The sequence below is a fragment of the Paenibacillus sp. WLX2291 genome (genome assembly GCF_046603665.1).
GTDB lineage: Bacteria > Bacillota > Bacilli > Paenibacillales > Paenibacillaceae > Saccharibacillus.
This window is the reverse complement of the sequence record NZ_CP176755.1, coordinates 3,254,249-3,279,907: the sequence shown is the minus strand read 5'-3', so window position 1 is coordinate 3,279,907 and position 25,659 is coordinate 3,254,249. Positions and strand designations below refer to the sequence as shown.

General features: G+C 44.2%; 19 protein-coding genes. 10 read left to right on the top strand and 9 right to left on the bottom strand.

From position 1 onward, the window contains the following. Positions 1-72: 72 nt before the first annotated feature. Together ACDE64_RS14000 and ACDE64_RS13995 are read right to left on the bottom strand one after the other, a co-directional pair. Positions 73-3,828 carry a hypothetical protein gene (locus tag ACDE64_RS14000; protein ID WP_411347220.1) on the bottom strand — a complete coding sequence of 1,252 codons (3,756 nt, stop codon included), beginning with the start codon at positions 3,826-3,828 and terminating at the stop codon, positions 73-75. Between the two features lie 224 nt (positions 3,829-4,052). Beyond that, positions 4,053-7,115 carry an immunoglobulin-like domain-containing protein gene (locus tag ACDE64_RS13995; RefSeq protein WP_411347219.1) on the bottom strand — a complete coding sequence of 1,021 codons (3,063 nt, stop codon included), beginning with the start codon at positions 7,113-7,115 and terminating at the stop codon, positions 4,053-4,055. Between the two features lie 334 nt (positions 7,116-7,449). Between ACDE64_RS13995 and ACDE64_RS13990 the strand changes: the two genes are divergently transcribed. The 3 genes from ACDE64_RS13990 (at position 7,450) to ACDE64_RS13980 (ending at position 9,298) form a co-directional block, all read left to right on the top strand. Further along, on the top strand, positions 7,450-8,292 hold the full coding sequence (locus ACDE64_RS13990; RefSeq protein WP_411342750.1) for a methyl-accepting chemotaxis protein: 843 nt from the start codon (positions 7,450-7,452) through the stop codon (positions 8,290-8,292). Positions 8,293-8,519: 227 nt separating this feature from the next. Then, the gene (locus ACDE64_RS13985) at positions 8,520-8,843 is read left to right on the top strand and encodes a hypothetical protein (RefSeq protein WP_411342749.1); all 324 of its coding nucleotides are present in this window, start codon (positions 8,520-8,522) and stop codon (positions 8,841-8,843) included. Positions 8,844-9,049: 206 nt separating this feature from the next. Then, positions 9,050-9,298, top strand: coding sequence for a hypothetical protein (locus tag ACDE64_RS13980; protein WP_411347218.1), 249 nt, complete (start codon positions 9,050-9,052; stop codon positions 9,296-9,298). 139 nt (positions 9,299-9,437) lie between these two features. On the opposite strand, the gene ACDE64_RS13975 is transcribed toward ACDE64_RS13980, so the two are convergent. The 3 genes from ACDE64_RS13975 to ACDE64_RS13965 are packed head-to-tail and all read right to left on the bottom strand — an operon-like array spanning position 9,438 to position 12,513. Continuing rightward, entirely contained in the window at positions 9,438-10,313 is an 876-nt protein-coding gene (locus tag ACDE64_RS13975) for a carbohydrate ABC transporter permease (RefSeq protein ID WP_411342746.1), read from the bottom strand. Then, positions 10,310-11,167: a carbohydrate ABC transporter permease gene (locus ACDE64_RS13970; protein ID WP_411342745.1), complete on the bottom strand. Its 858-nt coding sequence runs from the start codon at positions 11,165-11,167 to the stop codon at positions 10,310-10,312. Before ACDE64_RS13970 ends, ACDE64_RS13975 begins: the two co-directional genes overlap by 4 nt. Before the next feature lie 50 nt (positions 11,168-11,217). After that, positions 11,218-12,513, bottom strand: a complete 1,296-nt coding sequence (locus ACDE64_RS13965) for an ABC transporter substrate-binding protein (protein WP_411347217.1) — start codon at positions 12,511-12,513, stop codon at positions 11,218-11,220. A 281-nt stretch (positions 12,514-12,794) separates the two neighbouring features. Between ACDE64_RS13965 and ACDE64_RS13960 the strand changes: the two genes are divergently transcribed. The 6 genes from ACDE64_RS13960 (at position 12,795) to ACDE64_RS13935 (ending at position 20,370) form a co-directional block, all read left to right on the top strand. Continuing rightward, positions 12,795-13,895, top strand: coding sequence for a GntR family transcriptional regulator (locus tag ACDE64_RS13960; RefSeq protein WP_411342743.1), 1,101 nt, complete (start codon positions 12,795-12,797; stop codon positions 13,893-13,895). A gap of 204 nt (positions 13,896-14,099) precedes the next feature. Further along, entirely contained in the window at positions 14,100-14,411 is a 312-nt protein-coding gene (locus ACDE64_RS13955) for a hypothetical protein (protein WP_411347216.1), read from the top strand. Positions 14,412-14,663: 252 nt separating this feature from the next. Beyond that, on the top strand, positions 14,664-15,314 hold the full coding sequence (locus tag ACDE64_RS13950) for a TetR/AcrR family transcriptional regulator (RefSeq protein ID WP_411342741.1): 651 nt from the start codon (positions 14,664-14,666) through the stop codon (positions 15,312-15,314). Between the two features lie 43 nt (positions 15,315-15,357). After that, positions 15,358-16,830 carry an efflux RND transporter periplasmic adaptor subunit gene (locus ACDE64_RS13945; RefSeq protein WP_411347215.1) on the top strand — a complete coding sequence of 491 codons (1,473 nt, stop codon included), beginning with the start codon at positions 15,358-15,360 and terminating at the stop codon, positions 16,828-16,830. Further along, positions 16,823-19,957, top strand: a complete 3,135-nt coding sequence (locus ACDE64_RS13940) for an efflux RND transporter permease subunit (RefSeq protein WP_411347214.1) — start codon at positions 16,823-16,825, stop codon at positions 19,955-19,957. The genes ACDE64_RS13945 and ACDE64_RS13940 overlap by 8 nt, the downstream gene beginning before the upstream one ends. A gap of 32 nt (positions 19,958-19,989) precedes the next feature. Then, a complete protein-coding gene (locus tag ACDE64_RS13935) occupies positions 19,990-20,370 on the top strand; it encodes a VOC family protein (protein WP_411342738.1) in 381 nt (126 codons plus the stop codon). Positions 20,371-20,735: 365 nt separating this feature from the next. Here the strand turns inward: ACDE64_RS13935 and ACDE64_RS13930 are convergent, their stop codons facing one another. Further along, positions 20,736-21,953, bottom strand: a complete 1,218-nt coding sequence (locus ACDE64_RS13930) for a WD40 repeat domain-containing protein (RefSeq protein WP_411347213.1) — start codon at positions 21,951-21,953, stop codon at positions 20,736-20,738. A gap of 521 nt (positions 21,954-22,474) precedes the next feature. Between ACDE64_RS13930 and ACDE64_RS13925 the strand changes: the two genes are divergently transcribed. Next, on the top strand, positions 22,475-22,753 hold the full coding sequence (locus ACDE64_RS13925; protein ID WP_411342736.1) for a hypothetical protein: 279 nt from the start codon (positions 22,475-22,477) through the stop codon (positions 22,751-22,753). Positions 22,754-22,824: 71 nt separating this feature from the next. Here the strand turns inward: ACDE64_RS13925 and ACDE64_RS13920 are convergent, their stop codons facing one another. From ACDE64_RS13920 to ACDE64_RS13910, 3 genes are all read right to left on the bottom strand, one after another. Then, a complete protein-coding gene (locus ACDE64_RS13920; protein ID WP_411347212.1) occupies positions 22,825-24,408 on the bottom strand; it encodes an ATP-binding protein in 1,584 nt (527 codons plus the stop codon). Continuing rightward, positions 24,405-25,088: a response regulator transcription factor gene (locus tag ACDE64_RS13915; protein WP_411347211.1), complete on the bottom strand. Its 684-nt coding sequence runs from the start codon at positions 25,086-25,088 to the stop codon at positions 24,405-24,407. The genes ACDE64_RS13920 and ACDE64_RS13915 overlap by 4 nt, the downstream gene beginning before the upstream one ends. A gap of 147 nt (positions 25,089-25,235) precedes the next feature. Then, positions 25,236-25,640: a CBS domain-containing protein gene (locus ACDE64_RS13910; RefSeq protein ID WP_411342733.1), complete on the bottom strand. Its 405-nt coding sequence runs from the start codon at positions 25,638-25,640 to the stop codon at positions 25,236-25,238. Positions 25,641-25,659: the final 19 nt, after the last annotated feature.

Genomic DNA, 25,659 nt, shown 5'->3' with positions numbered 1-25,659 from the left:
AATGTCTTTTTTCGTGTAACCCGGAGGGTGTTCTATCTATGATATAAAGAATCATCTACATAAAATAGAAAATTAGTCTTTCTGTGAAAGTCGACTCAGACTGTAGCCATAGTTCTTTCTATTAAACATACTGCTGACATATCCCTGTCCATCTTGTAAAAAGACGACCGCTCCATCTCCATAACTATCTATCGTTTTGAATTGATTCAGGGTTAGAGGTAGCTGCTGACTTAACTGAGCAGCAGTTGCTTGGTATAGTTGGAATCCATCGACAACCACATACAAATTCCCATATTTACTCACTTCGATATCATGTGTCCCTGTCTGCAAGGTAGCCACCAGTGTAGAACTCTGCAAATACGTCCCTTTTAACCGTACAATTTTAGATATCGTTTTATGCGTTTTTTTATTGGTGAACGCACCTGCTACATATAAGGTAGCATTCTTCTCATCCCAATCCAGACCAGTGATTTCCACTGTATTTCCTTTCACTTCTTCATCCGTAAATGGTTTGAATGTCTGGCTTTTACGCATAAGATCACTGTGAGATAGAATAGTTCCTTCTGTTAATCGATTAGCCGGAATTTTATAAAACATATTGTCAAAACCTGTACGTGAGAAGAAAATATCTCCTTTCTCATTCGCTGTAACAGCCTGTCCCGAAGGCAGATCAGCAATCTTCGTTTTCTTAAAAGTCGAAGTCGAGATTTTGAGCAAGCCATAGTTCGGATTCTGCTCACTGAATGCACTCGTTAGATACAGATCTTTACTATTAGCGCCCATACCTTTGATTGCATCAACATCCCATTGGTTGATCGCTGTAGGTGTAGGATATACTGTGACTATTCTTGTCTTTTCAAGTGCAGTCACTCCCGCAGGATTGACCGCGTTGTAGTGAACGGTATATTCTCCTGGCGTATGAATGTCGATTTCAGGGATGATTGTACCATTTAGAGAATAAGTGATACTTTTCTCAAAGGTAGTATAAGTAGCATCACTGACTGTAAATCCACGTTCGTAGTACAAATCATCTTGAAATAATGAAACTTCTGTATGATCTATAGAAATAATAGGCTTAGATGCTGGAAAAAGACGTGTAATCGCCTTTGCATCAGATACGTAAGATAAACCGTTTGGTAAAAACATCAAGCTTTGACTATCTGAAATGGTATGATCTTCACTTCGATATAAACTGATTTGATTAAATGATAATGGCAACGTACGGTTCAGATGATCAGCCGGAATTTTATAGATACCTGCTGAAATAGATTTTTGAATATCATTGTTGCGTGTATAAAAATACAAATTACCTTTGATATCAAATTCAATATACTCAATACCTTTAAGGGACTCTTTAAACATAGATACCCATTGTTTGGAATCTGGATTCCATTTAAAAATCCCACTTGGATGATCTAAATCATTGTATTGTGCTATATACAACTGATCTTTCGGGTCAATCGCAAGACTACTAAATGACCTGAAAGGAAACGATGCATAGTCAGTACTCAGCTGAGCTAGTTCAGTCATGCTTATAGGAGCCGAAGGAATATCTGCTGCGGCTATTCTTTTTACAAGTGTGACTTCATCGCTTGTTGAGGTCGTTGTGTAATAAAGATTACCTGCTGAATCCAAAGCAACTGAAATAATCGCAGCATATGATGCGTCTGATGCGATTCTCGAAACAATCGGTGTTAATTTCCAGTTAGCTAATGATACTCTGGATATTCCCATTTTTCCTTGAGCGAGATAGACGTAACCATTATGATAGTCCATTCCATAAGCATTAGGAATATAAAAATCTTCTAAATGATAGGCACTTGTAGGAATCGGAGGATTAGAAGCTGACTCGTTATAGGACATGTTTTGAATAGTCGCTTCAGAATCATTGTTAGTAGAACCACTAGCATACACATCTCCTGATGGCAAAATAACAATGCCAATGTGTGTAGACGTATTAGGTATAGGCTGAGCTAGAGCACCCGAAGAAAGGTCAAGTAACTGTGATGCTGTAAGTCGATAATGAGCATCTTTGCCCAGTAGGATCAGATTGCCCGACGGCGCCCACGATATATCGTTAACTGCAAAAGGAAGTTCTATTCTAGGTTCAGTCACTAATAGATCAGTCGCTGTGGTTGTTGCGAGAATAGAAAAAGGGCTATCGGAACCTTTTTTATTTATGTTCGCTGTAATATACAATTTGCCTTCTTTATCAAAATCCAGTCCGGTTATCACATGATAATCTAAATCATTACGAAAAGGCTGAAAATATTCCGCTTTGGCGAAAAGTTCTTCCGAAGTTATAGGTGTAGAAGTATTTAGATAGCGGGCATCTAATTTGCCAATCTCATAATTGGTAGCAAAATAAAAATTCCCCTGCTGATCAAAAGCAAATGACCCATCTAAAGCATCTGTCTCAATCATTAATGTAGATCTATAATGATCTAGAGATACTTTATAAATACCAGACTTTTGAGATTCGCCGTAAGGATCATACCCCGGTTTATTCATAATATAAATAGATCCGTTAGCATAATCCATATGTTGAGGATTTTTTAGACCTAAGCTTGCTAAATCGGAAGGCAGAGGATTGACTGTAACATAGCGGTTCCAATAGTATGATTGAACACCATCTGGATTTACTGCAAAATAGGTAATTACATATTCTCCTACTACAGAAGTGTCTATACCAGATACAGATTTCCCATGTAAACGGTAGGTCATTTGTATAGGAACATTTGTATAGTTCTCATCGTCGACAATGGCTCCTAACTCTGTATAAGGATCTCCTTGAAATATCGTTAGTTCCGTGCTTCCTAGCAAACGGACAATAGGTTTAGAATCAGCGAATGGCGCTATAATACTTTCGTCAATGGTCACATATATTCGGTTATCCGGAAGAAATATCATTCCACGAATAACCGTGTCGTCATGAAAATAAGACTGAACTTGTTCAATAGAGACAGGTAAATGTTTAAGCGCAGTAGCCGGTATTTTATTGATACCTGTTATAACGGAAGGGTGATCAGACTTAGTACTAAAATATAAATCGCCTTTACTATCAAAAGCGATACTACTGGCATAAGGTGCTTTATCTTTAAACACGATTTGAAATTGTTTGGAATCATGATTCCATTTTAATATTCCTCGAGTCGTAGTAGAACCTACGGTAAGATCACTATAAGCCGAAATATATAACTGATTGTCTCGATCAAAAGCCAAACCGCTAATAATCAATTTTTTCTGATTAGCAGGTGAAACATATTCAGCATATACTGTACTTTGATCCAAAAATTCCTGAGCACTCATACTACTAGGGGTAGAATCAGTAAATGTAAATTTGCGAATAATGTTGTCATTCTCTAGATTGTAGTAGAGATTACCATAACTATCATTAGTTACAGAATGAAAAATATATTTGTATTCGTAAAAATCATAATTATCATCGTAGACTCGTTCTCCATATACAAATTCTCTTTGATCGCTATTGGTCAGAGACATCCGAAGTATTCCTTCTCCACCTTGTGCGACATAAGCATGATTTTTTCGATAAGCGATTCCAAATGGATTGCTGATTGAACCCAATACTATGTTATAAACAGCCTGTCTAACCGTAGTATTTGCTTGTAAAGAAGCAACATTCGAACTCTCTTGCGATGTATATACATCAGTACGTACTGTAGAATCAGGATTAGATACAAGGACGGTGGAAGAATCACCTTTTTCTGTTATAGGCGTAGAAGTAGTTGCGGCATCAGTTGGATGTATCCAACCGACTGAGAAGATTAGGCAAATCATCACACTCCAGATTACACTTTTTTTCATCATAATCGCTCCTTTTATTGGAAAATATGTATACATAAAGTATATGAATAATAAATTATAAATAGATATAGGGATTAAGATTCATTAATATATATGCAAAAGCCCCTCCAGAGTCACCTGTTTTACATACAAGATGATCTCCCAAGGGACTTTTGGCATTTCAATTCAACCAACTTACTTCATTTGTAGAAATTTCTTTTTTCTATATCTCATGATAGATCACATCATCAATCTATAGACCACAGTAGCACATCAAAGCTGGAACCAGATTTATTTCTACTCGACATACTGCTGACATACCCGTATCCATCTTGTAAAAAGACAATCGCTTCATCACCCCAAGGATTATCTATGTTTGTGAAATCAGATATGGTTAACGGGCGATTATTCAACTGCTTCGCTGTGACTTTATATAATTTGAAGCCATCCAAAATCACGTATAAATTTCCATTTCTACTGATCTCTATATCATGAGTACCTTTGTTAAAGGTAGCGATTGGTGTGTACGTTCGCATATCGTTATCTTTGAAACGTACCACTTTAGATGTGGTTTTATGCGTTTTTTTGTTGGTAAACGAACCAGCTACATACAAATAACGGTTCGCCGCATCCCAATCCAGACCTGTAATTTCTACAGTATTGCCTTTCACATCGTTGTCTTTGAATGGTTGAAATGTCTGACTACCGTGCATTAACTCGCTATACGAAAGAACTTTTCCTTCAGTGAACTGACTCGCTGGAGTTTTGTAAAACATATTATCAAATCCATAACGGGAAAAGAATAGATCTCCATTTTCTTTGGCTGTAATGGCTTGACCTGAAGGTAGGTCGGCAAGTTTCGTTTTTTTCATAGTAGCAAGAGAGATTTTAAGCAGACCGTAATTAGGGTTCTGTTCATTGAATGCACTGGTTACATATACATCTTTGCTATTAGCCCCCAGACCTTTGATCGCATCAATATCCCATTCAAAAAGGTCGTATGGAGCAGACCTTACAGTGACGATCCGTATCTTCTCTATTGCAGATACACCTGCTGGATTCATAGCATTGTAATGGACAACATATACGCCAGCCGTATGAATATCTATAGCAGGAATCGTTTTACCATGAAAAGAATAGGTGATACTTTTCGTGAGCTCTGACTCAGCATAGGTAGCATCTTGAACTGTAAATCCACGCTCGTAATACAGATCGTCTTTGAACTGTGAGACTTCATTTCGATCTATAGTAATAACCGGCGGTGGTACTGGAGCAGGATTGGGTAGAGCAGGTTCGCTAAAAGGCATTTTTTGAAGAAGAGTTGGAAAATACGTACTATCTGTAGAGGAATTACTTACATATACTTCTCCTGTTGAAAGAATAGCAAGCCCTACAATCGCATACTCTGTGTAACTTCCCACCATCTTTTCAGGGAGAATGTTGGAGGAAAAGTGAAGTAACTGCGAGGCAGTAATCCGATAATTGTAGTTGTCGGGACGCGCGCCGAGAATGAGCAGATTACCTGAAGGCCCAAATGAAATATCTTTTATATCATATGGAATATTTACAGCAGGCCCAGTCACTAGAAAATCAGCAGCTGCTGTACGTGTTAGGATCGAATAACCATCATAGCCTCCTTTTAATTGTAGTGTAATATAAAGTTTGCCATGTTGGTCAAAATCCAACCCAGTTATCGTATGGTTTTGCCATTTAGGTTGATTGGCAAAAGGCTGAACATATTCCGCACGTTCAAAAAACTGATTGGATGTTAAAGGCACCGACGAATCTAGATCGCGGATGTTCACTTTACCGATCCGACTATCATGAGGTAAAGCAAAGTATAAATTTTCCTTTTCATCGACAGCGAGGGCGCTAAACGTCTGATCTGTCTGAACTAGTAAAGACTTTTGGTAATTAGATAAAGAGACTTTATAAATTCCCCCCGTTTCGCCAGGTTGATTATATTTATCAGTAATATATAAATGTGTAGCATCAGCATCCATACTGCCCGGAGCGATCAAATAAATGTCAGATAAATCCGCCGGTAACAATGTAATAACAACTGTACGTGTTTGGGTAACTGCGGCATAACCATCAGGATTGACAGCATTATAATCAATTTGATAAGTACCGATTACAGATGTATCTAAGTGATCCACAGGCTTTCCGTCTAAAGTATACGTTATTGTGAGTGGAATATTGTTGTATTTTTCGTCTTCAATGGAAGCACCTGATTCGTTATACGGTTGTCCTTGCAATAATTTGATCGATTTTTGACCATTTAGTGTAAGAATGGGTTTGGAACTAGGAAAAGGAGCAAAAATAGAAGTACTGTCTGAAGCATAGATTCGACCATTAGGAAGAACAGCTAAACCGTAAATTTTGCGTGGAGAGTGAAAATATCTTTGAGGTATATCTTCTTTTTCGATAGGCCAGTTATTCAGCTGACTACGTGAGATCTTACTGAGTTGATCTAGTTCATATGGAGGTTCATTGTAATCGCCTGGTAATTGAAGATGCAAATTACCTTGACTATCAAAATCAATACTTTTAATACTCCAAACTTGATCATTAATTATAGGGTCAAAATGAGACTGTGAAGGATTCCATTTTAACAATCCTTGAGGTCTCAAACCAGAATAGACGTAATCTGGACGAAACAGAGAAACGTATAATTGATTATCGTGGCTGAACCCAATACTGCTAATTTGTATATCTCGACTATCGTATCCGTATGCAGCAGGATCGGTGTAAGCGATACTTTGATTCCTAAACTGTTCAGCGGATAAGGGCAGCGGCACCGAGGAATCAAAAATAAATTTATATACTTGCAGACTACTGCGTACTGTATAATACAAATTTCCGTATTTATCTAAAGTTACTGCGCGAAAATCAATATTGGCACTTTTGCCAACAATTACATGGATTTTACCTGTTGTCAAAGATATTCGGGATATTCCATTTTTTCCTTGGGCTACAAAAATAAACTTATTGTAATAATCCATACCATACGGAGTATCAATCTTAAAGTCTTCTAATTGCTGATAGATAGAATTCGCATAGACATCATTTTGAACATTTTCCTGAGTTGCTACATCATCTTCGCCTAGTGTTTTTTGAGGTAATGCTTGAGGAGTATAGACATCCGTATATACTGTAGAATCTTCAGAGGCAGTATCGATTAGAGGAGACGATAACGATGTTTGTTCTTCCGTGTTAATTGCAGAATCGCCTTCAGCATATACCTTGCTTTGGATGCCACTCGATAATAGTAAGCAAAAAACCAAATTCCAAATCACGCTTTTTTTCATATTCATCACTCCTTTTAATTGGAAAATATGTATTTCATTATAGATGTATAGTAATAAATAGATATAGGGATTAAGATTCATTACTTGCATGCACAATGCCTAATTTATTTAACTAATATATCCAGTCAGCATATCAAATTGTATAACAAGAGCATATAGGACAGAATGCTCTTTCACACTAACTCTACCAAAGAAAGAAACTTGTCGAATTTCTTTCACTTCATCCTTCAAATAACCGATATAAAATACAGAAGCACCGAAGGATCTCACTGCATAGCCGCATGCCTTATGCTAAATTGGTAACTGAAATATAAATAGGTAGGAGTGGGTCATTTTGAGTCGTCAGCCGGTTTATGATTTTGAAAAGTTACAGGAAGCGTTGCAGATTTCGCTGCCGATTATTCAGCAGTTGTTTCCGATGGATGTGATGTTTGCGTTTGCGGATACGGAGAAGTTTTTGAACTATTATCCGGGTAAGAAGCTGAATATTGGTCTAAAAGAAGGGCAAACGATTCCGCAACAGAGTGGGTTGCGGCGAGCACTTACTAACGGGGAATTTTTGAGTACGGATGTGGGAACGGAAGTATACGGCTTTCCTTTCAAATCGACGACGGTTCCGCTCAAGGATGACCACGGCAAAGTGCAGGGTGTGCTGACGATGGGCATAAGCTTGGAGAATCAGCAGGTGCTCACGCAAGCGGCAGAGAATCTGGCAGTCAGTTCGGGGGAAGTACGTTCGGCAACGGACAGCATCGCCACAACAGCGACGGAATTGAATCAGGAGATTCAACAGCTCAAAGAACTCGGCAGTCAGATCGTGGGCGAATTGAAGAAGACGGACGAGATGTTGAGTTTTATCAAACAGGTGGCAGACAATTCGCGACTACTTAGTATTAATGCCTCGATTGAAGCGGCACATGCGGGCGAACATGGTAGCGGGTTCGGCGTAGTTGCCACCGAGATTCGCAAAATGGCGGATTCCAGCGCATCGTCAGCCAAAGACATTGAACAGATTTTGAAAACGATTCAGCAGAGCATTGCCAAGTTGGACAGTACATTGGTGGATTGCTTTGAACAGAGTGAGCAACAGGCAGCAGCAACAGAGCAAATCGCAGCTTCGATGGAACAATTAGCAGGATCGGCAGAAGATATTCGGAATATTGCACGGTTGATCTGATTGTCGGGACAAGTAAATGGATAAATCGGCGTCTGTAGTGGGATTTGCGCTACAGGCGCTTTTATGATGGTTATCCAATACACGCTGGTGGATAGGACGAAATTTGACTTCGTGTAACAGCCACCACTATAATACGTAATCGTCAGGGCGATAAATGGTTAATGAACCAATAGATTTCAGAAAAGAGCATGATTAACTACGAATTTTTGTAAATGGAGGTATAGACCATGAGTGAGATGGGTAAGCTTTTTGACGATTACGAATATGTAACAGAACGGTATACGATTATTGGGGAATGGGAAATCTGGGTGCAGCATGCGAAGTTAGGTAAGACACGTCTGGCTGTCCGTATTAAGCAAGGGCGCGACGAGTTGTATTACCATGATGTCAGTCACTTTTACCAGCCGGGCAAAGAATCGGCACCAGATGTACTGGAACAGACTGGACAGCACGCGCCAGAAGCAGCGATTCGTCATGCGATGAATCAGGTGTTTACGAATTTCCGCCCAGATGATGCGAAGGCGGAATGGATTGTGAATGAGAATTTTTAGAAAGATTAATCGATAAAAGTTTAATAGACGAAAAAGCATCCTTGTCTGATGTATAGTTGATATTTTGATGATGAGCATCCATACAAAAAGGATGCTTTTCGTCGTTTTATTTAAATATAAATAAATATATTTTATTGTAAATTTTACAATTTATGTATTATATGCTATATTAGCAAAGATTCCAATAATGAGAGGAGATACACAGAATGAAAAAGAAAATTATAGCATCTGTCATGTCCCTTGCCTTATTGCTTCCGTCTACTACAGGCTTTGCTGCTGCTCAGTCGTATTGGACGAATCAAGTAACTCGACTTGTATCATCCAGTCAAGGATGCGGAACAATTGTGCACAATGATGGTAATGGTTATATTGGTACATTGACTTGGTATAAATTCTCAACTTATGGTGACGAAAGACAGTGTTGGTATCAAGGGAATATGGTATATCAATATTGATTATTACACATGGGGTGCGAATGACCAATTAACAATAGTGAAATATGTAAAAACCCTCCAGCTATTTTGTATAACTGGAGGGTTTTTCATCTTTTCAAACTATAATTATTCTCAACAATGGAAATTATCTGATTCAACCCTAACCCTTCACAGCCCCAGCAGTCACACCGCCGATAATCCATTTTTGCGCAAATAAATAGAACAGCATGATCGGGATCATCGACAGGATAATCGCAGCGAACGCCATGTTCACTTGTGACGTATACTCCCCGAAGAACTGGAACTGCACTAGCGGCAGCGTCGATGCTTCCTTCTTCTGCACCAGAATCATCGACACGACAAAGTCATTCCAAGCCCCAAGCGCACTCAGCACCAGAATAGTCGAATTGATCGGCTTGAGCAGCGGGAAGATGATGCTGATAAATGTCCGATATCGCGACGCCCCATCCAGTACCGCTGATTCTTCCAATTCCTTCGGCACGGTCTTGATAAAGCCTACATACAGAAAGGCAAAGTACCCGATCTGCACCCCGGTTAGTGCAATGATTAGACCCGGAATCGTGTTCAGTAGACTCAGCTCGCTCCACGTCTTGTACAGTGGGAACATCAATACCTGAAACGGCAGCATGATACTGGACATAAACATATAATAGAAAAAGGTGTACATTTTCGTCTTATTCCGTGCAATGACATACGCTGCCATCGAGCAGACGGCGATCGTCAGCGCGACCGTGCCTACCGTGGTCAGTACACTATTGCGCAGTGCGAGGAAGAAGTTGGACGCTTCAATCGCCTGTGCATAGTTTGACCAAGCGATATGGGTTGGAAAGGATAACGGGCTTTGTGCGGTTTCGACCGGTGTTTTGATTGAATAGACGACCGCGATGTAGAACGGGAACAGGAACAATAGACCGATCACATACAACATGGCAATCCGCAGCAGATGCGTCCACGAACGGCGCGGACGTGGTTCTTCCGCTGCCATGGCGGGAACGCCGGTATGGGTGGAGTTCAATATTCCACTTCCTTTCTGCGGAAATAGCTAGTAATGAAGACGGTAACGATCAGGATAAAGATGAATAGTACAAGTGCTGCCATCTGCCCATAACCTGCCATGAAGTACGGAAATTCATAGTTGTACACATACATCGCCAGTGTCTGGGAAGATGTACCCGGACCGCCCTTGGTAGCGACCATCGGGTAATCAAACTGACGCAGCCCAGTGCCGATCCAGAGCGGAATACAGTAGGTGAAGGCAGGCAGCAGCAACGGCACGGTAATACGGCTGAATTGCTTGACACTACTAGCACCATCGATACGCGCTGATTCGTAGATATCTTTCGGAATCGTCTGTAACCCAGCGTAATAGATTACCATCGCCAGACCGATTTCTTTCCAAATACAGATGATCGCAATCCCAAGCATAACGGTGGACGGATTACCAAGCAGTCCACCGCTCGTCTGAAACAGAATCGGGAAGATATCGCTGTAAATGTACCGCCAGATGATCGCTGCCAGTACGAGGCTGATCACCATTGGCATGAAGATAAAGCTTTTCAGCAGATTGACGCCGCGGAAGCGCGTATTGAGCGCAACCGCTAGCAGCAAGCCGAACACGTTAATACACAGTGTAGTTACAATAGTGAAGAATAGCGTATTTTTCACCGGTGCCAGCAGTTCAGGATCGGTAAACAGTAATTGCAGATTCCGCAGTCCAACATAATCGTAGCTAGTAGCGATGCCATCCCAGTTGGTGAAGGCAATATTCAGACCGCGGACAAACGGGAAGACAACGACTAGTCCGAAAAAGAGCAGTGCCGGGACGACAAAGGAGAATTTCACCCATTCATCCCGCAGTCGATGCGTCATAACATTCACCTCCGTGATCATTCATTATGTCTTGCAGAATGTGTAACGTCTTATCGCATCCGGTTAATGCGTGAGAAGTCATCGTCTAGCTTTTGCAGCAGTTCGTCTACACTGCGAGTTGCTGTATCGGAGACTAGGAAGAAGGTTAGATCCTGTCCAAACGTCGTATCGTATTGACCGTACCAGAGTGGTTTTACCTGATTATTGATCACTTTGCCTGTTTGGAAAATATCTTGGAATTCCTTAGCAATGGGATCTTGTTCCTTCGGCTTAATATCGTCGGAGATGGTGCTGATCGTCTGTACGCCATCTGCCCAGATTTGCGCGCCTTCATCTGAAGCCATAAATTCGAAGAACTGCTTGGCAACATCCTGATGCTGTGAATGTGCGCCGATCATCCATGTATCGTCGGTGGAGTACGTCATTACGTTCTCATCCGCATTGTCAGTTGCTGGGTACATGAACACGCCGAAGTTACCTTCTGGGTTGTAACTGCGAATCGTTCCAATCGCGAAGCTGCCCATAATATCCATCGCCGCTTTGCCTTGAGCAAAATATTGCAGCGAGCGGTCATAGTCGATATCGCGTGCATCGGTATTGGCATAGCTGCTTAACTCATTCACGCGTTGTAGGAAGTCACGATAGCCGGGAATATCGGAAAATTTCTTGTCTCCTGCCATAATTTGACCCGGATAATCTGGATTGTCTTTGAGCAGATTACCGAACATATCAGGGAACATAAAGCTCATGTACGATGCGCCGTCTTTCCACGAAGCTGCGAATGGAGTGATGCCTTTGGATTGCAGCGTTTTGGCGGCTTGCACCAAGTCGGAGTATGTTTTGGGAACTTCTACGCCAGCTTTTTTGAATAGATCTTTGTTGTAGATGACAGCGTTGGTCATCAGATCGATAGGCAGACCGTATACTTTGCCTTCATACGAAACGTTGGGCAGGTAGTCGGATTTTACTTTTTTCATAAATGGTTCATTGGTCAGATCGAGGAACGCACCGGACTTGGTAATATCGACCATGCCTTGCGGACGTCCGAAAATGATGTCAGGCTGATCATCGGCAGCGACTTTCATCTTGATATTGTCATTGTACTTATCTACCGGCATGACCTGTACGTCAAAGGTAATATTCGGATGCAGCTCGGTAAAGCGGTCAGTCAGCTTTTTGAATGTGTCGACTTTGGGCTTCTCGACCATGTAATGCGTGACCGACAAGGTAATTTTGGCATTCGGATCACTGGTGGACGAGCCGGTCTGGGAAGCGGAGTTGCCGCAGCCTGCCAGAGTGAGGGAGCCGGCGAGTAGCAGGGTAAGCAGAAGTCCGGTTGTTTTCATAACAAACCTCCATCGTAATTTTGTAAGCGCTTCATTCACGTATTATAAATCGCAATTTTTTCAATTTATATAATCAATTGGTTATAAATTTATAAAAAATATATTTTTTTGTTACGGTTAAACTTTTATATTGAAAGCGTTAACATTTTGTAAGATAATGTCAGCATTATCTATTATTTTTTTGTGAAAAGAATACGATTACGTTGGAATGTAGTTGATAAACACGTTTTTACGAAGGGTTATATGACGTTGTTATGTTGAAGAAAGTGAGGTGAAGAGATGTGAAGAAACTGCCACTCTACAAGCAGATCAAACAGCATGTGCAGCAGAAGATACGCTCTGGCGAGCTACGCTATCGTGATCGTGTGCCATCTGAGCAAGAGATGATGGAGGAGTATCAGGTTAGCAAAATTACAGTCAAAAATGCGATGATTGAACTTGCTGAAGAAGGCTGGGTGAAACGAATTCAGGGGAAAGGAACCTTTGTCTCATTGGAGCCGGGAACACGCATATCCGGTATATTGTCGGAGGAGATGAATGTTCCTCTGAAGAGTAATCCAGTAGCATTGTCACCAGTCATCGGTCTGATCATTCCAACGATGAAGACGCGGGTCATTCAGCGACTGGTGGACTATACAGAGTATTATGCGAATCAGGCAGGGTACCAGCTTATTTTGCACATTACTCGTGAGTCGGCGGTGAATGAGACAGAGGCAATCCGTATGCTCGTGGCGCGGCAGGTACGTGGGATGATCGTCTTCCCGACGGAGGATGAGAAGTACAGCGAATCATTGCTGCGACTGTCATTGGACAAGTTTCCGTTTATTTTTATGGATCGGTATTTGCGCAATATTGAGACGTATCGGGTAACGTCGGATAATTTCACGGGCGCTTATCGAACAGTATCATATTTGCTGGAAAAGGGTCATCGGCATATTGCGCTTATTTCACCGGATAATACGAATACAGCGATTCAGGATCGGACAATTGGGATGGAACATGCGTATATGGATCAGCATATTTCGATTGACAAAAACTTGCTCTGTCATGTGCCGTTGGACATTTTACGGACAGCGGGAGCACAGCAGTATGTGAGTGCGTTTTTGCGTAAATATCCGTATGTGACGGCGATCTTCGCGTTAACAGCGGAAGCAGCGGAGCTGACGCATTCATCGCTGCATGAATTGGGACGAGATGGTGTAACCGAAATGATCTCTTTCGACGATTCGGGATTGCCCGGTGTAAGCTGCATTGTACAGGATGAACAGAGTATGGCGGAGTGGGCGGTTCAGTTATTACATGCGCAGATGGAAGGTGAGTATGAGCCACACGAGCACATTGTACCGGTTCAATTTTCATTTCTTGCTCCACTATCACGTTAAAACGTAATTAGAAAGATTTTGCCAAATTGTTCTGTTTACTTAACTTGTTTGCTTATATAAAAATAAACGTAGTAAAATTATTACATTACATCCAGATTCAATTGCATTGTGCTGAGGTGAATAATTTGAAAGAGTGATTTTCAAGTTGGGGGGAGGCTTAATTGACTGACATATTTGAATTGATAGAGGAGGGAATTCGCAACCATGGATTGGAAAGAAGAAATTACCCAGCGCTATCTGAAGCATAAGAGCTTTGGCGAAGAGGTAAGCGATTTGTTAAAGCATCTACTTGATCAATTACAGGAGCAGGGAGTGCCAACCAAATGCAATCTGTCTAGTCATTATCCATTGGAGTGGAGCGTAACGATTGGAATGAACAATTTTACGGTCAAAGGTAATGATATTTATAAAAGCAAGGAAGTCTATGATGGGAACGGATTTATCCACAATCATAATAAGGATACAAAAGAAGTACTTCAAGAGTTGCTAGTGGAACAATATACGAGAACGTTTTGAGAGAGCGCCTGCGGGCGCTTTTTTTGTGCATGAATAAAGGAACATTTACACCAGTCCATATGATCTCATAGTCTACATGTCAGATAAATGTGTTAGCAGCTCAAACATAAATACATATGAGGTTTGCAATCTGGAAATCGTCATGCTATATTTTGACCATAGAACTAAAATGGTTTTTTGGTCATTTTTATTACAGAGTCAATTTTTATATAGAGATAGGCAAAACAATCAACCGCTGAGGGGGATGAGCATATGCCGGAACTTGAACAGGAGCAGGAGCGAATCAGCGTTTCATTTATGCTGGATTATATACCGATAGGAGCGAGCACAAGTATGAGTAATCATCGTCAGGATGAGAAATACGCCAAAATTATCAATACATCTAGAGAGGTATTTTCCACACTCGGCTATAAAGGCACGACCGTAGAGCGGATCGCTAAAAGCGCCGGAATTAGTAAAGGTTCGATCTATTTGTATTTTGAGACAAAAGAAGATATTCTCAGCGCAATTATCGATAGTTGTGTGCAGGATATGATCGAGCGGGTAGAGGTGGAATTGAGTTCGGAAGGGACACCGGAAGAGCGATTGTACCGCGCCATTTATGCAGCGATTATGAGTCGACGTCATTACAGTCTGATGGATAAATTATCTCAGGAAGCGAGGGAATTTGGTACACCTGCACCGAAACATGCGCTAGATCAGATGGATGAAGCGACGATGCGCTCGGTGATGACCTTATTGCAAAAAGCAGTAGAGCAGCAATTGGTGCAAATCGACGATATTCGCCTGACTGCCTTCGTGCTGGGGCATCTGTATCATTCCTTGACGACAGAGTGGGAACGATATTATGAGCCGCTGAGCGATGAACAAATCTTCAATACGATCCGTCGTTTTCTCGTCTAAGGAACATTTCTTTTGATATAAACAGGCAGGAGGAAGTAGAAGCATGAGAAACAAATATGTATCATGGTTCGCTGCACCGGTAGCATTTACGGTGTTGCTGGCGGGTTGTTCGGCGGAACAGACTGTACCGGCGGCAGTGAATCCGGTATCGGTAACAACGGTGAAGCAGGTGCCGTTGACAGCCGTGTATGATCTGTCCGGGACGTTGCAAGCATTGGAGGAATCGCCGGTTTCATTTGAACTTGGCGGCACGGTATCATCGCTCTCAGTCGATGTGGGCGATTCTGTGAATAAAGGTACAACGTTGTCGGTACTGGACACTGCCGATCTCGATCTGAAAGTCAGCGAAGCACAGCAAGCAGTCAGTCAGGCGCAGGCAGGTGTAAAAGGTGCGCAAGCATCGCTCAGCAATGCTCAGGCGGTGCGTTCCGCTGCACTGGCAGGTGTTGCTTCTGCCAATGCGCAGGTCGAGAGCGCGCGCAGTCAGGAGCAGGGGGTTGTAGATGGAGCGCGCGAGCAGGAGAAAGCGCAGGCGCGCAATGCCGTCAGCAAGGCACAAACGGCGTATAATCAGGCAGAATCCGCGGCAAAACGTGCACAAAGTCTATATGATAACGGGTTGCTCACTCAACAGGAGAATGAGCAGGCGCAGACAACATTTGCTACCGCAAAGGATAGTTTACAAGATGCACAGGAGCAATTATCACTCGTGCTGGAAGGCGCGAGCAGCTCCGATCGTTCCAAAGCGGCGGCAGCTGTAAAACAAGCACAGGTTGGCGTACAGTCAGCACAAGCAAGCGTCGAGCAGGCAAGTGCTGGCTTGCAGCAAGCGCAGGCAGGCATTGAACAGGCACAAGCAAGTGTCGATCAGGCGCAGGTCGGTCTGGATCAAGCACAATTGGCACGCTCCAAAGCCAGTCTGAACGCACCGGCAAGCGGCGTGATTTTGGAAAAAAACATCGCGGTTGGACAGACGATCGCCGCGGGCAGTCCTGCTTTTACAATCGGTGAGATTACGAAGTTGAAGGTGCTGTTACCGATTCCAGACGAAGACATTAGCAACTGGAAAAAGGGGCAACAGGTGAGCATTAGTCTGTATGACCAGCAGCGCACTGGTACAGTGACTAGCATCTATCCGCAGACCAATGACAATACGGGTACGATCAGTGCCGAAGTCCAGATTGCCAATCCACAGCGTGACTGGAAACCCGGTCAGGTTGTCAAAGCATCGCGTCAGGTGCAGGCGGAGAAAGGCATTATGGTGCCAGTCGAGGCGGTCGTTAGCACGAATGACGAACCGTATGTGTTCAAAGAGGTCAAAGGCAAAGCGGTACGCACCTCGGTGAAAACGGGTGCCATTTACAACAATCAGCTCGTCATCACTAGCGGTCTGAAAGCCGGTGATATCGTAGTAACTGCCGGAGCGGATCGACTATTTGAGGGCGATACGATTGATACAACCTCATCTTCGTCCGATGCGGCAGCTACTCAGCAGAAGGACGGCAGCAATGATTAAGTATATCGTTCGCAAACGCAAAATTACGATTCTGTTCTTCATTATGTTGATTCTGATCGGCGTATTCAGCGCATCACAACTACCGCGCCAGCTCATGCCTGATATTGTCGTGAAGCAGGCAACGGTAACTACCGTATATGCTGGAGCGACGCCGGAGCTGGTAGAGACGACAGTAACGCGAGTACTGGAATCGAAGATCAAGGAAGTATCCAACCTGAAGACAGTCACTTCCACCTCCAGTGCAGGCGTATCCAGCATTATCGTGGAGACGCAGCCGACTGCGGATGCGCCAACTGTGTGGAGTGAGCTGCGTAAAAAGGTCGAAGATGCGAAGGCAGATCTACCGGAAGGCGCAGATGCACCAATCATCAATGATAATTTGACCAAATCATTTGTACAGGCATTTGCTATTTATGGTCCTGATCTCAAAGGACTGGAAAGTATGCAAAACCTGATGGATGACTGGCGCGATCAGCTGCGTTCGGTCGAAGGCGTGACGGACGTAACGATTAACGGTCTGCCAGAACGTCAAGTACGTATCGATGCGGACATGGCAAAGCTGCAACAATTCGGCATTCCGTGGGAATCTGTTATGCAGGCGGTACAATCGGAAAATAACCGTGTGCCAACTGGTACACTTGATTATGGCGACCGCAGTTATCAGCTAACCGTGCCTGCCAATCATGAAGCAAGAACCTTGGAGAACGTCGTAGTCTTCCGTTCACAGCAAGGAACGCCGGTCTATCTCAAGGATGTTGCCACTGTTACGATGACCAATGAAAAAGCGGAGTACTTGAGTTATTACAATGGTCAGCCATCCATCTCGCTGCTTATTAACAGCGAAATTGGTTCGGATGTGCCAAGTGTATACAATAGCGTTAATGCCAAGATGGATCAATTGAAGCTGACACTACCAGCTGATGCGAAGATCACGTCGCTATTTGCTCAGAAAAATGAAACTGATCGAATCTTCAACAATCTGCTACATGAGACGATGATCGCTATCGCGGTAGTCGTTATTGTCTGTATGCTCGGCTTGAATCTGCTCACTTCCTCGTTCGTTGCACTGGCGATACCGATCTCGGTAGCGATGGCGATGATTATATTGCCGTCGATGGGCATTACGCTCAATCAGGTGACGGTAGTCGGGCTCATTATCGTACTCGGGATTCTAGTCGATGATGCAGTTGTAGTAAATGACAATATTGAACGACGCTTGACCGTGCTACGAGAGAATCCACATGATGCGTCGATTCGCGGGACAAAGGAAGTGGCGCTATCGATTTTGACGGCAACGCTATCTACAATTGCTGCCTTTGCGCCGCTAATGTTCTTGACTGGGGATGTTGGTTCGTTTATCAAGCCGATTCCGGTCGTTATCTCACTGGCAATGCTGGCATCCATGGCGATGTCGCTGACGATCATTCCGATCTTCCGCGAATGGTATGAACGTCGTCAATTGCTGCGCGGCAAGAAGCGTCGCAATGACAAGCCTGCTGGCTTATTAGGCAAGCAGATTCAGCAAGCGACGGATTGGTATGCACATCGTATGATGCCGGGGGTGCTCAAGCATCCGCTGTTCATCGGATTGCTGGGCTTGATCATCAGTACGGCGATCTACGGATTGGTTGCTTTTACACCAGTGCAGTTATTTCCCAAATCGACCAATGCGGAGCTGACTATCGATATGACGATGCCAACTGGTTCTTCTTTTGAGGATACCGACAAAACGGTACGTGATATGGCAAAATGGGTGCAGCAGCAGTCTGGTGTGAAGACGGTATCGTACTCAGCAGGCGGTTCGGCTCCGCCGCTCTTTTACAACATTACGAATGTAGCAACCTATGGTACGAACAAGGCGGAGATTCTGCTCAAAGGTGACAATACGCTGCTCAACAGTACGCAGGCGGTGAATGAATGGCCTGCATTGCTCAAGCAGAAGTTCCCGCAGGTCAGTCTATCGATCAAGCAGACGGAGCTAGGGATTCCAGTCGGTAAGCCGGTATCGATTCGCATTACTGGTACGGATCTGGAAGAATTGCGCAAGCTGACTGATCAGGTGAAAAATGTCGTTGCCGGTGTCAGTGGTACAGGCAATATTAGCGATACGATGGGCATTCAGAGCTATACGCTGGACTTCGAAGTGAATAAGGCGGCGCTGGATCGTTATAATGTCACGTATGAGAGTCTGACTCGAACGCTGCTCATGATGGGTACAGGTGTGAGTGCAGGAGATTTTGACAATGGACGCGATCTGGTAGATATCAAAATCTTCATGAAAGATGCGTCTACGGTTGATCCATCGGTGCTGTTCCAGCAAGTAAATGTGACGAGTGCGGACAATGTGCAGGTGCCGCTATCACAGCTAGTTACGATCAATCCGTCATTTTCCATTAAGCAGATTAGTCATTACAATCTGTCACGGGTCAATACGATTGAAGCAGATGTTAACGGTCGTACGGCTACGGAAGTGATGCAGGATGTAAGTGCAGGGATGAATCAGATTCAATTTCCGCAAGGCTACACATGGGAAACTGGTGGAGAAACGTCCAAGCAATCGGATATTTTCGCCGATCTCGGTCGATTGTTCGCGATTGTCGTTGTGTTGATCTTCATTCTGATTGCGATGCAGTTTTACTCCATGTGGATTCCGCTAATCGTCATGACTACTGTCTATCTCGCGGCGGCGGGCGGTGTGCTTGGTCTATTCATTAGCCAGACGCCGATTGGCTTCATGTCGATTATGGGGGTTATCTCGCTCGCTGGGATCGTCGTGCGGAACGGGATTGTATTGATCGAATTTATCGAGGATGCGCGGCATGAAGGCATGGAGATGAAAGAAGCGATTATTCAAGCCGCTTCCGCTCGTTTCCGTCCGATTCTGCTCACTTCGCTGGCAGCGATTGTGGCGCTACTGCCTATGGCAACGGTCGGAGAAGAATTGTTCCGTCCGCTGGCGATTGCGATTGTGTTCGGACTAGTGTTTTCCACAGTATTAACGCTATTCGTTGTGCCGTCTTTGTATATGGTATTAGCAAGTGGTGTAGACAAACGCCAAGCACGCAAAGCGGAAAAGGAAGCGGTACTGGAGCAGCGAATGCGTGAGGAATATGGAGATCATTCATAAGGGGAATAGGTACACTACAGGAGGGATTACCTATGATTCGTCATCTGGATCATCTCGTGTTAACGGTTAAGAATATAGAAGCTACACTGCAATTTTATGAAAATGTGCTCGGTATGCGGGTGGAGACGTTTGGCGAGGGACGCAAATCATTGCATTACGGTCAACAGAAGATCAATCTGCACGAGGTCGGTCATGAATTTGAACCCAAAGCGAATGTGCCGCAGCCCGGTTCGGCTGATCTATGCTTTATCATCGACCGTAGTTTGGAAAAGGTGATGATTCATCTGCATCAGCTCGGCATTGAGCTAGAGGAAGGTCCAGTACAGCGGACTGGTGCTATGGGCAAAATCGCCTCTGTCTATATCCGCGATCCTGATGGCAATTTGATTGAATTGTCGGAGTATTTGGAGTAGCAGGATGGAGTGGGAGTGTTACCATATTAAGCATAGCAGCATAGCAGCATAGCAGCATAGCAGCATAGCAGCATAGCAGCATAGCAGCATAGCAGCATAGTAGTCCATGCGTGATAGATAGTGTTGTTTTATGATTATTGAATATTCGCATGTATAGTAAAACAGCTTCTGTATCCGAAATCGTCAACATTAGATTCGGTATAGAAGCTGTTTTTGTCTCTTCTCAAGAGTACTAGTCTACACGAATATAGCAATTCACGGTGTGAATGAAGTACTGGTTTAACCGCTGCATCAAGTGCTGGATCGACTATATACACTCGGCATTCAAATCATATCCATCTAGGCATCGAGGGAACTAGATATATTTACTTTTTCCCGATGCCGACAATTGCGGTCACTGTTCCGTTGTCCTCTTGATATAGTGAAAGTCTGGTGCCATCCGGGTTCCAGCGGATGGATGTATTATAGGCTTGCAGCTCGGATGTGATCGGCGTCGTTTTGCCTGTTGTCTGATCGAAAATGTATAGACCCTTCATTCCCTGCTGACTTTCCTGATAAATGGTAAAGGCGAGCAGCTTGCCGTCCGGCGACCAAGCGGGGCGTCCAAGCAAAGTACCTTCGCTGATCGTACCAAGCATTTTGCCGTTATTATCGACGATAATCAGTTTGGTCGGCTCGTTGCTGTTCCATTTTTGCTGCAACACAGCGATTTGCTTGCCGCCCGGCATCACGTCGAAATTCATTGTACCAGTCAGAATGGTGGCTGCTTGTCGCTTGCTAATATCAGCGCGGTTGAGCACGCTATACCCTTTCCCGTCATCGCCTAGATAATAGATCTGGGAGCCGGATTGCTGTACCCATTGGATATTTTCGGCAGGGTGTTCTTCCTGCAACGATAACTTAGTAATCTGACCTTGTACATCGATCATCTGCAAGCCTGTTCCTGCTTTGCCGCTGATCAGATGTGTATTGTCCGCCCATGTTGCTTCATTCAACATATCAACAAGCCCGACTTTGCTGACTTTGCCTGTTGCGACATTCAACATATATCCATAGATTGTATAGCGATCATCCGGTACGCCTTCAGTAAAATAAACATATTTGCCATCAGGCGATGCGGTTGCTAGCAGCTGCAAGCCTTTGCGTCCCGGTGTTAATTCTGTTTCTTTGCCCGTAGCGGCGTTGTGGATGAGCAGTCGATTGTCACGGTTGATGATTAATTCGTCAGCAGATAACCAAGTGCGTCCGTACACCTTATCCAGTTTGTCGAGTGACGTTAGCGTGACCGTTTCTTCCGCTGGTGTTGTCTGTTGGTCATCCAGTACAGTAAGTGTTTGCCCAGCATTGTTAGCGGTATTGCAGCCAGTGAGCAGAAGAGCAAATGTCAGCATCGCAGCAAATGGGAGAGTGGTATATGGGCGCCATTTTGACAATGAATGAAGAGGAGCAGAAGATTGATTTTGGGATGACGATGGGTGCTTTTGCAACGGTCGTTCTTGCGATGGCTGTCCGCCTATTGATTCATGCGATGATTGCAGCTTGACTCGCTCATGCGACTCTGATTTGCCTGTGAGTACAAACATAGTAGTGCTCCTTTCAAATAACATTCAATCGGTTAACGTTCAGTCAGTCTATCTAGCCCATTCTGTTGTATAAAATGAACTTTTGTTATATAACGTAAATGGAAATTGTATTGTGTGCTGTTCGATTAAGCTGCTGAGGTATTGGATAGCAGCTGTATGGTGTACGGTTCACATGATCTGGATTGCACCATATTTCTGAACTACATCCAATATAACATCCGCATATTGCCGTAATATATCCACTTGTATCCAAACTGTAAACAATAATGCTGCGACAACAGGCGTACAGTCTGTTTGTATAAAAGGAAATGTATGCAATCGTACAATTGTTTTGTTCATGGTATGATAAGGGTGAAATGTGATACGCATGCGTATACTTAGCGTAAAAGTAAAAGTAAAAGTAAAAGTAAAAGTACAAGTACAAGTACAAGTAAAAGTTGGCGGTTGGTTCGTTATATCGAACAATCGCCTTAGATTTCCGCAACCCCATACGAACCGGAGGCAGACGGAGGTGAAGAAGCATGTCAATCACAATTGAAGAACGGCAACAGCTGCGGATTCAGCTGCTTCAGGATTTGTACGATTATCATTTTGGACCGGACGAGCGTTCTTTTCATTTGCCCGGACCGAAGAAGAATACCGGACCGCTGACCGATAAGGAAACTCGGCTTGCCTATGACTATTTGAGCAAAAAAGGGCTACTTGAGATCAAGGACATCGTTGGGTATATTCATTTTTCTATTACCCCACATGGGATTGATCTGATTGAGGAGCGTGCACTTGGCAAACGGCTGGACTAGATCATAAGTGCATTGCTCATCCCAAAGAAGACAAAAAAGACCTTATTCCTAATGTATGGAATAAGGTCTTTTTACAATGGCATATCCAGCACGAAGAAAGTTCCATGTTCATCCGAACTTGCAATAGACAGACTGCCATTCATACGTTCAGTCAGTCGGCGCGCTAGTGGCAGACCCAATCCCGTGCCACTGCCCGTGCGTGAGCGATCCTGACTCAACGTTGTATACGGCTCGAAGACCATATCCCATTGTGATGATGGAATGATAGGACCGGAGCTGCCAATACGAAAACGTACGTGCTGCTGCTTAATCTCCGTTTGCACCATAATCCAACCTTGCTGCGGTACATTATACTTCACTGCATTGTCCAGTAAATTCAGCAGAATGTGCATCAGATGCTTCGGATCAGCGGTAATCACGACTGGCGCATCCAGTTCCACATGTAGTGAAATGTCTCGATTGGCAGCTTTGCCACGCGTACGTTCTGTCGCTTCGCGCACAAGTTCATTCAGCGAAACTGGCTCAGGATGCAGTTCAAAATCATACTTTTCCAGCAGTGATAGACGAATAGAATCCTCAATTAATTCAATCAGTCGACGGATTTCGGAAGAAATGCTGGCGCTTGCTTCCTGTACGAGTTCCGGGTCATCGCCGTACATGCTGAGCAGGTCGGCATACGATTGGATGGAGGTGGCAGGCGTTTTCAGTTCATGGCTAATATTGCCGATAAATGCCTTTTGCAATTGTTCTAGCGCGGACAGTTTGGCAACTGCCTGTTGAAGCTGGCTCTTCTCCCGTTCTAGCTCGTTCATACTTTGCTGAATCATACTGCCCATCTCCGCAATACCATCCCCCAGCTGTCCCAGCTCATCGTTACGCTGTACGGGCTGTGCTTGCCCCGGTTCAGGATAATGACCACGAGAAATGGATTGTGCCTGCTTCATCAGCGTACGAATATCCTTCGTCTGACGGCGAATATATAGCCATCCGATCCCAAAGCTGACACTCAATACGATGCCGCCAGTGTAGATACAGACCAATAGCATATTTCGGTAAAAGGCTTGCTGATCGGCGATGGAGACGTGTAGCTGCACGACACCTAGCAAGCCGCTCGTACCATACACAGGTGCCAGATATAACACATTGGAGCCTTCCGTAATATAAGCGGTGCGTCCTTGTAGCGCATAGCGAAGCGCCGAGCTGGTATCGCTACGCCAGCCAAGCGGTAGAGAGTCCCCACGTAATTCGCCTTGATTATCGTACAAAATGACACGCATATTGCTGGACGATCCTAGATCAACAGCGAGTTCATTGCCCCGACGCTGCATGAATAGCACCGGGTCCAAACGGGTGCCTGTCAGATACAGTTGCCGAATGCGCGTCTCCATCAGCTGACTTTGCAGCAGCAATAGCTGCTCGATTTGCTGCTGCTGGTTACTACGGATGCCAGAAAGTACGAGTATGCTTAATATGCAAACTGTGAACAGCAGTAACGCACCGAGTAACAACGGAAATTTCCAGCGCAGGCTAAAGCGAGGACGGCGAGCTTTGCCATCTCCGGCATCTGGGGGGAAATGTTGAGATGAGTAGTTTCCAGTGTTGTCTTGTAGCAGGGAATCATGAGAGGCAGGTGGAGTGGACGAAGATGGATTCATCCCGCAGGCTCCGCTCGGTAGCCGACACCGTATACTGTTTGTAGCAGATTCTGATGTGGGTCTAGCTTTTTACGTAAACGCTGGATGTGGATATCCACCGTACGCGTTTCCCCGAAAAAATCCATGCCCCAAACGAGTTCTAACAGTTCATCGCGCGCATATACTCTGCCCGGATGCGCTACGAGTAAGGACAACAGATCAAATTCGCGCGGCGTCAATTCCAAACTCTGACCGTCTACTAGCGCACGACGTGAAGCTGGTTGTACTTCCAGTGAACCGAGTCTGATGATTTCATCCGGTATTGGTGTATTCTCGCGATCCATACGGCGTGCCAATGCTTTGATGCGGGCGATCAATTCACGCAGATCGAATGGCTTGGATACATAGTCATCCGCCCCCATTTCCAGACCGAGAATGCGATCAATGATATCGTTCTTGGCAGTGAGCAGTACGATGCCCATGCCGCGGCGTTGATCCAGCCGTCGGCATACTTCGTAGCCGTCCATTTCGGGCATCATGACATCCAGCAGCAGCACATCCGGCTGGAAAAGCTCGACTTTGGATAGTGCATCCCGACCGTCGATCGCTGTCTCGACAGTAAAATGTTCTCGCTTTAGCGCGTATGCGATGGAATTGCGAATACCTGCTTCGTCGTCTGCAATCAGCACTTTGATGGACATACACAAGCTCCTTTCAGCAGTGGGAGTAGAAGGGATGTATTATTGCTGTCGCTCTATATTATGAAGAAAGCAGCCGCATCACTGACGGCTGCTCTAGTCATTCCTCGTATGGCGATACCATATCAACACTTATGCGAGAGTACGCAATCAATCGGTCATCGTATCGTTGTAATATTCGATAATATCCTTGCGGCGGATAATGCCGAGAAACAGCCCTTCATTGTCGGTCACCGGTACAAAGTTCTGGTCGGCTGCTCGGCTGAGCATATCCTCCATATTGGCGGTAATGACGACACTTTCATTTTTGACACGGCGCTGGATATCGCTAATATGCACATGGCGCATACCTTCAAAGTCCAGCTGAAACGAATTTTTCAGCTTCCACAATAGATCGCCTTCGGAGAGGGTGCCTACATAATGCCCTTGTTCGTTAATGATCGGAATGGCGGAGTATTGATGCTGTTCCAGCACCTCTAATGCCTCCAGCATAGTTACAGATGAGGATATGTAGGTTACCTGTTCCTTGGGTAATAGAAAATGGGATATTTGCACAATGACCACTCCTTTACAT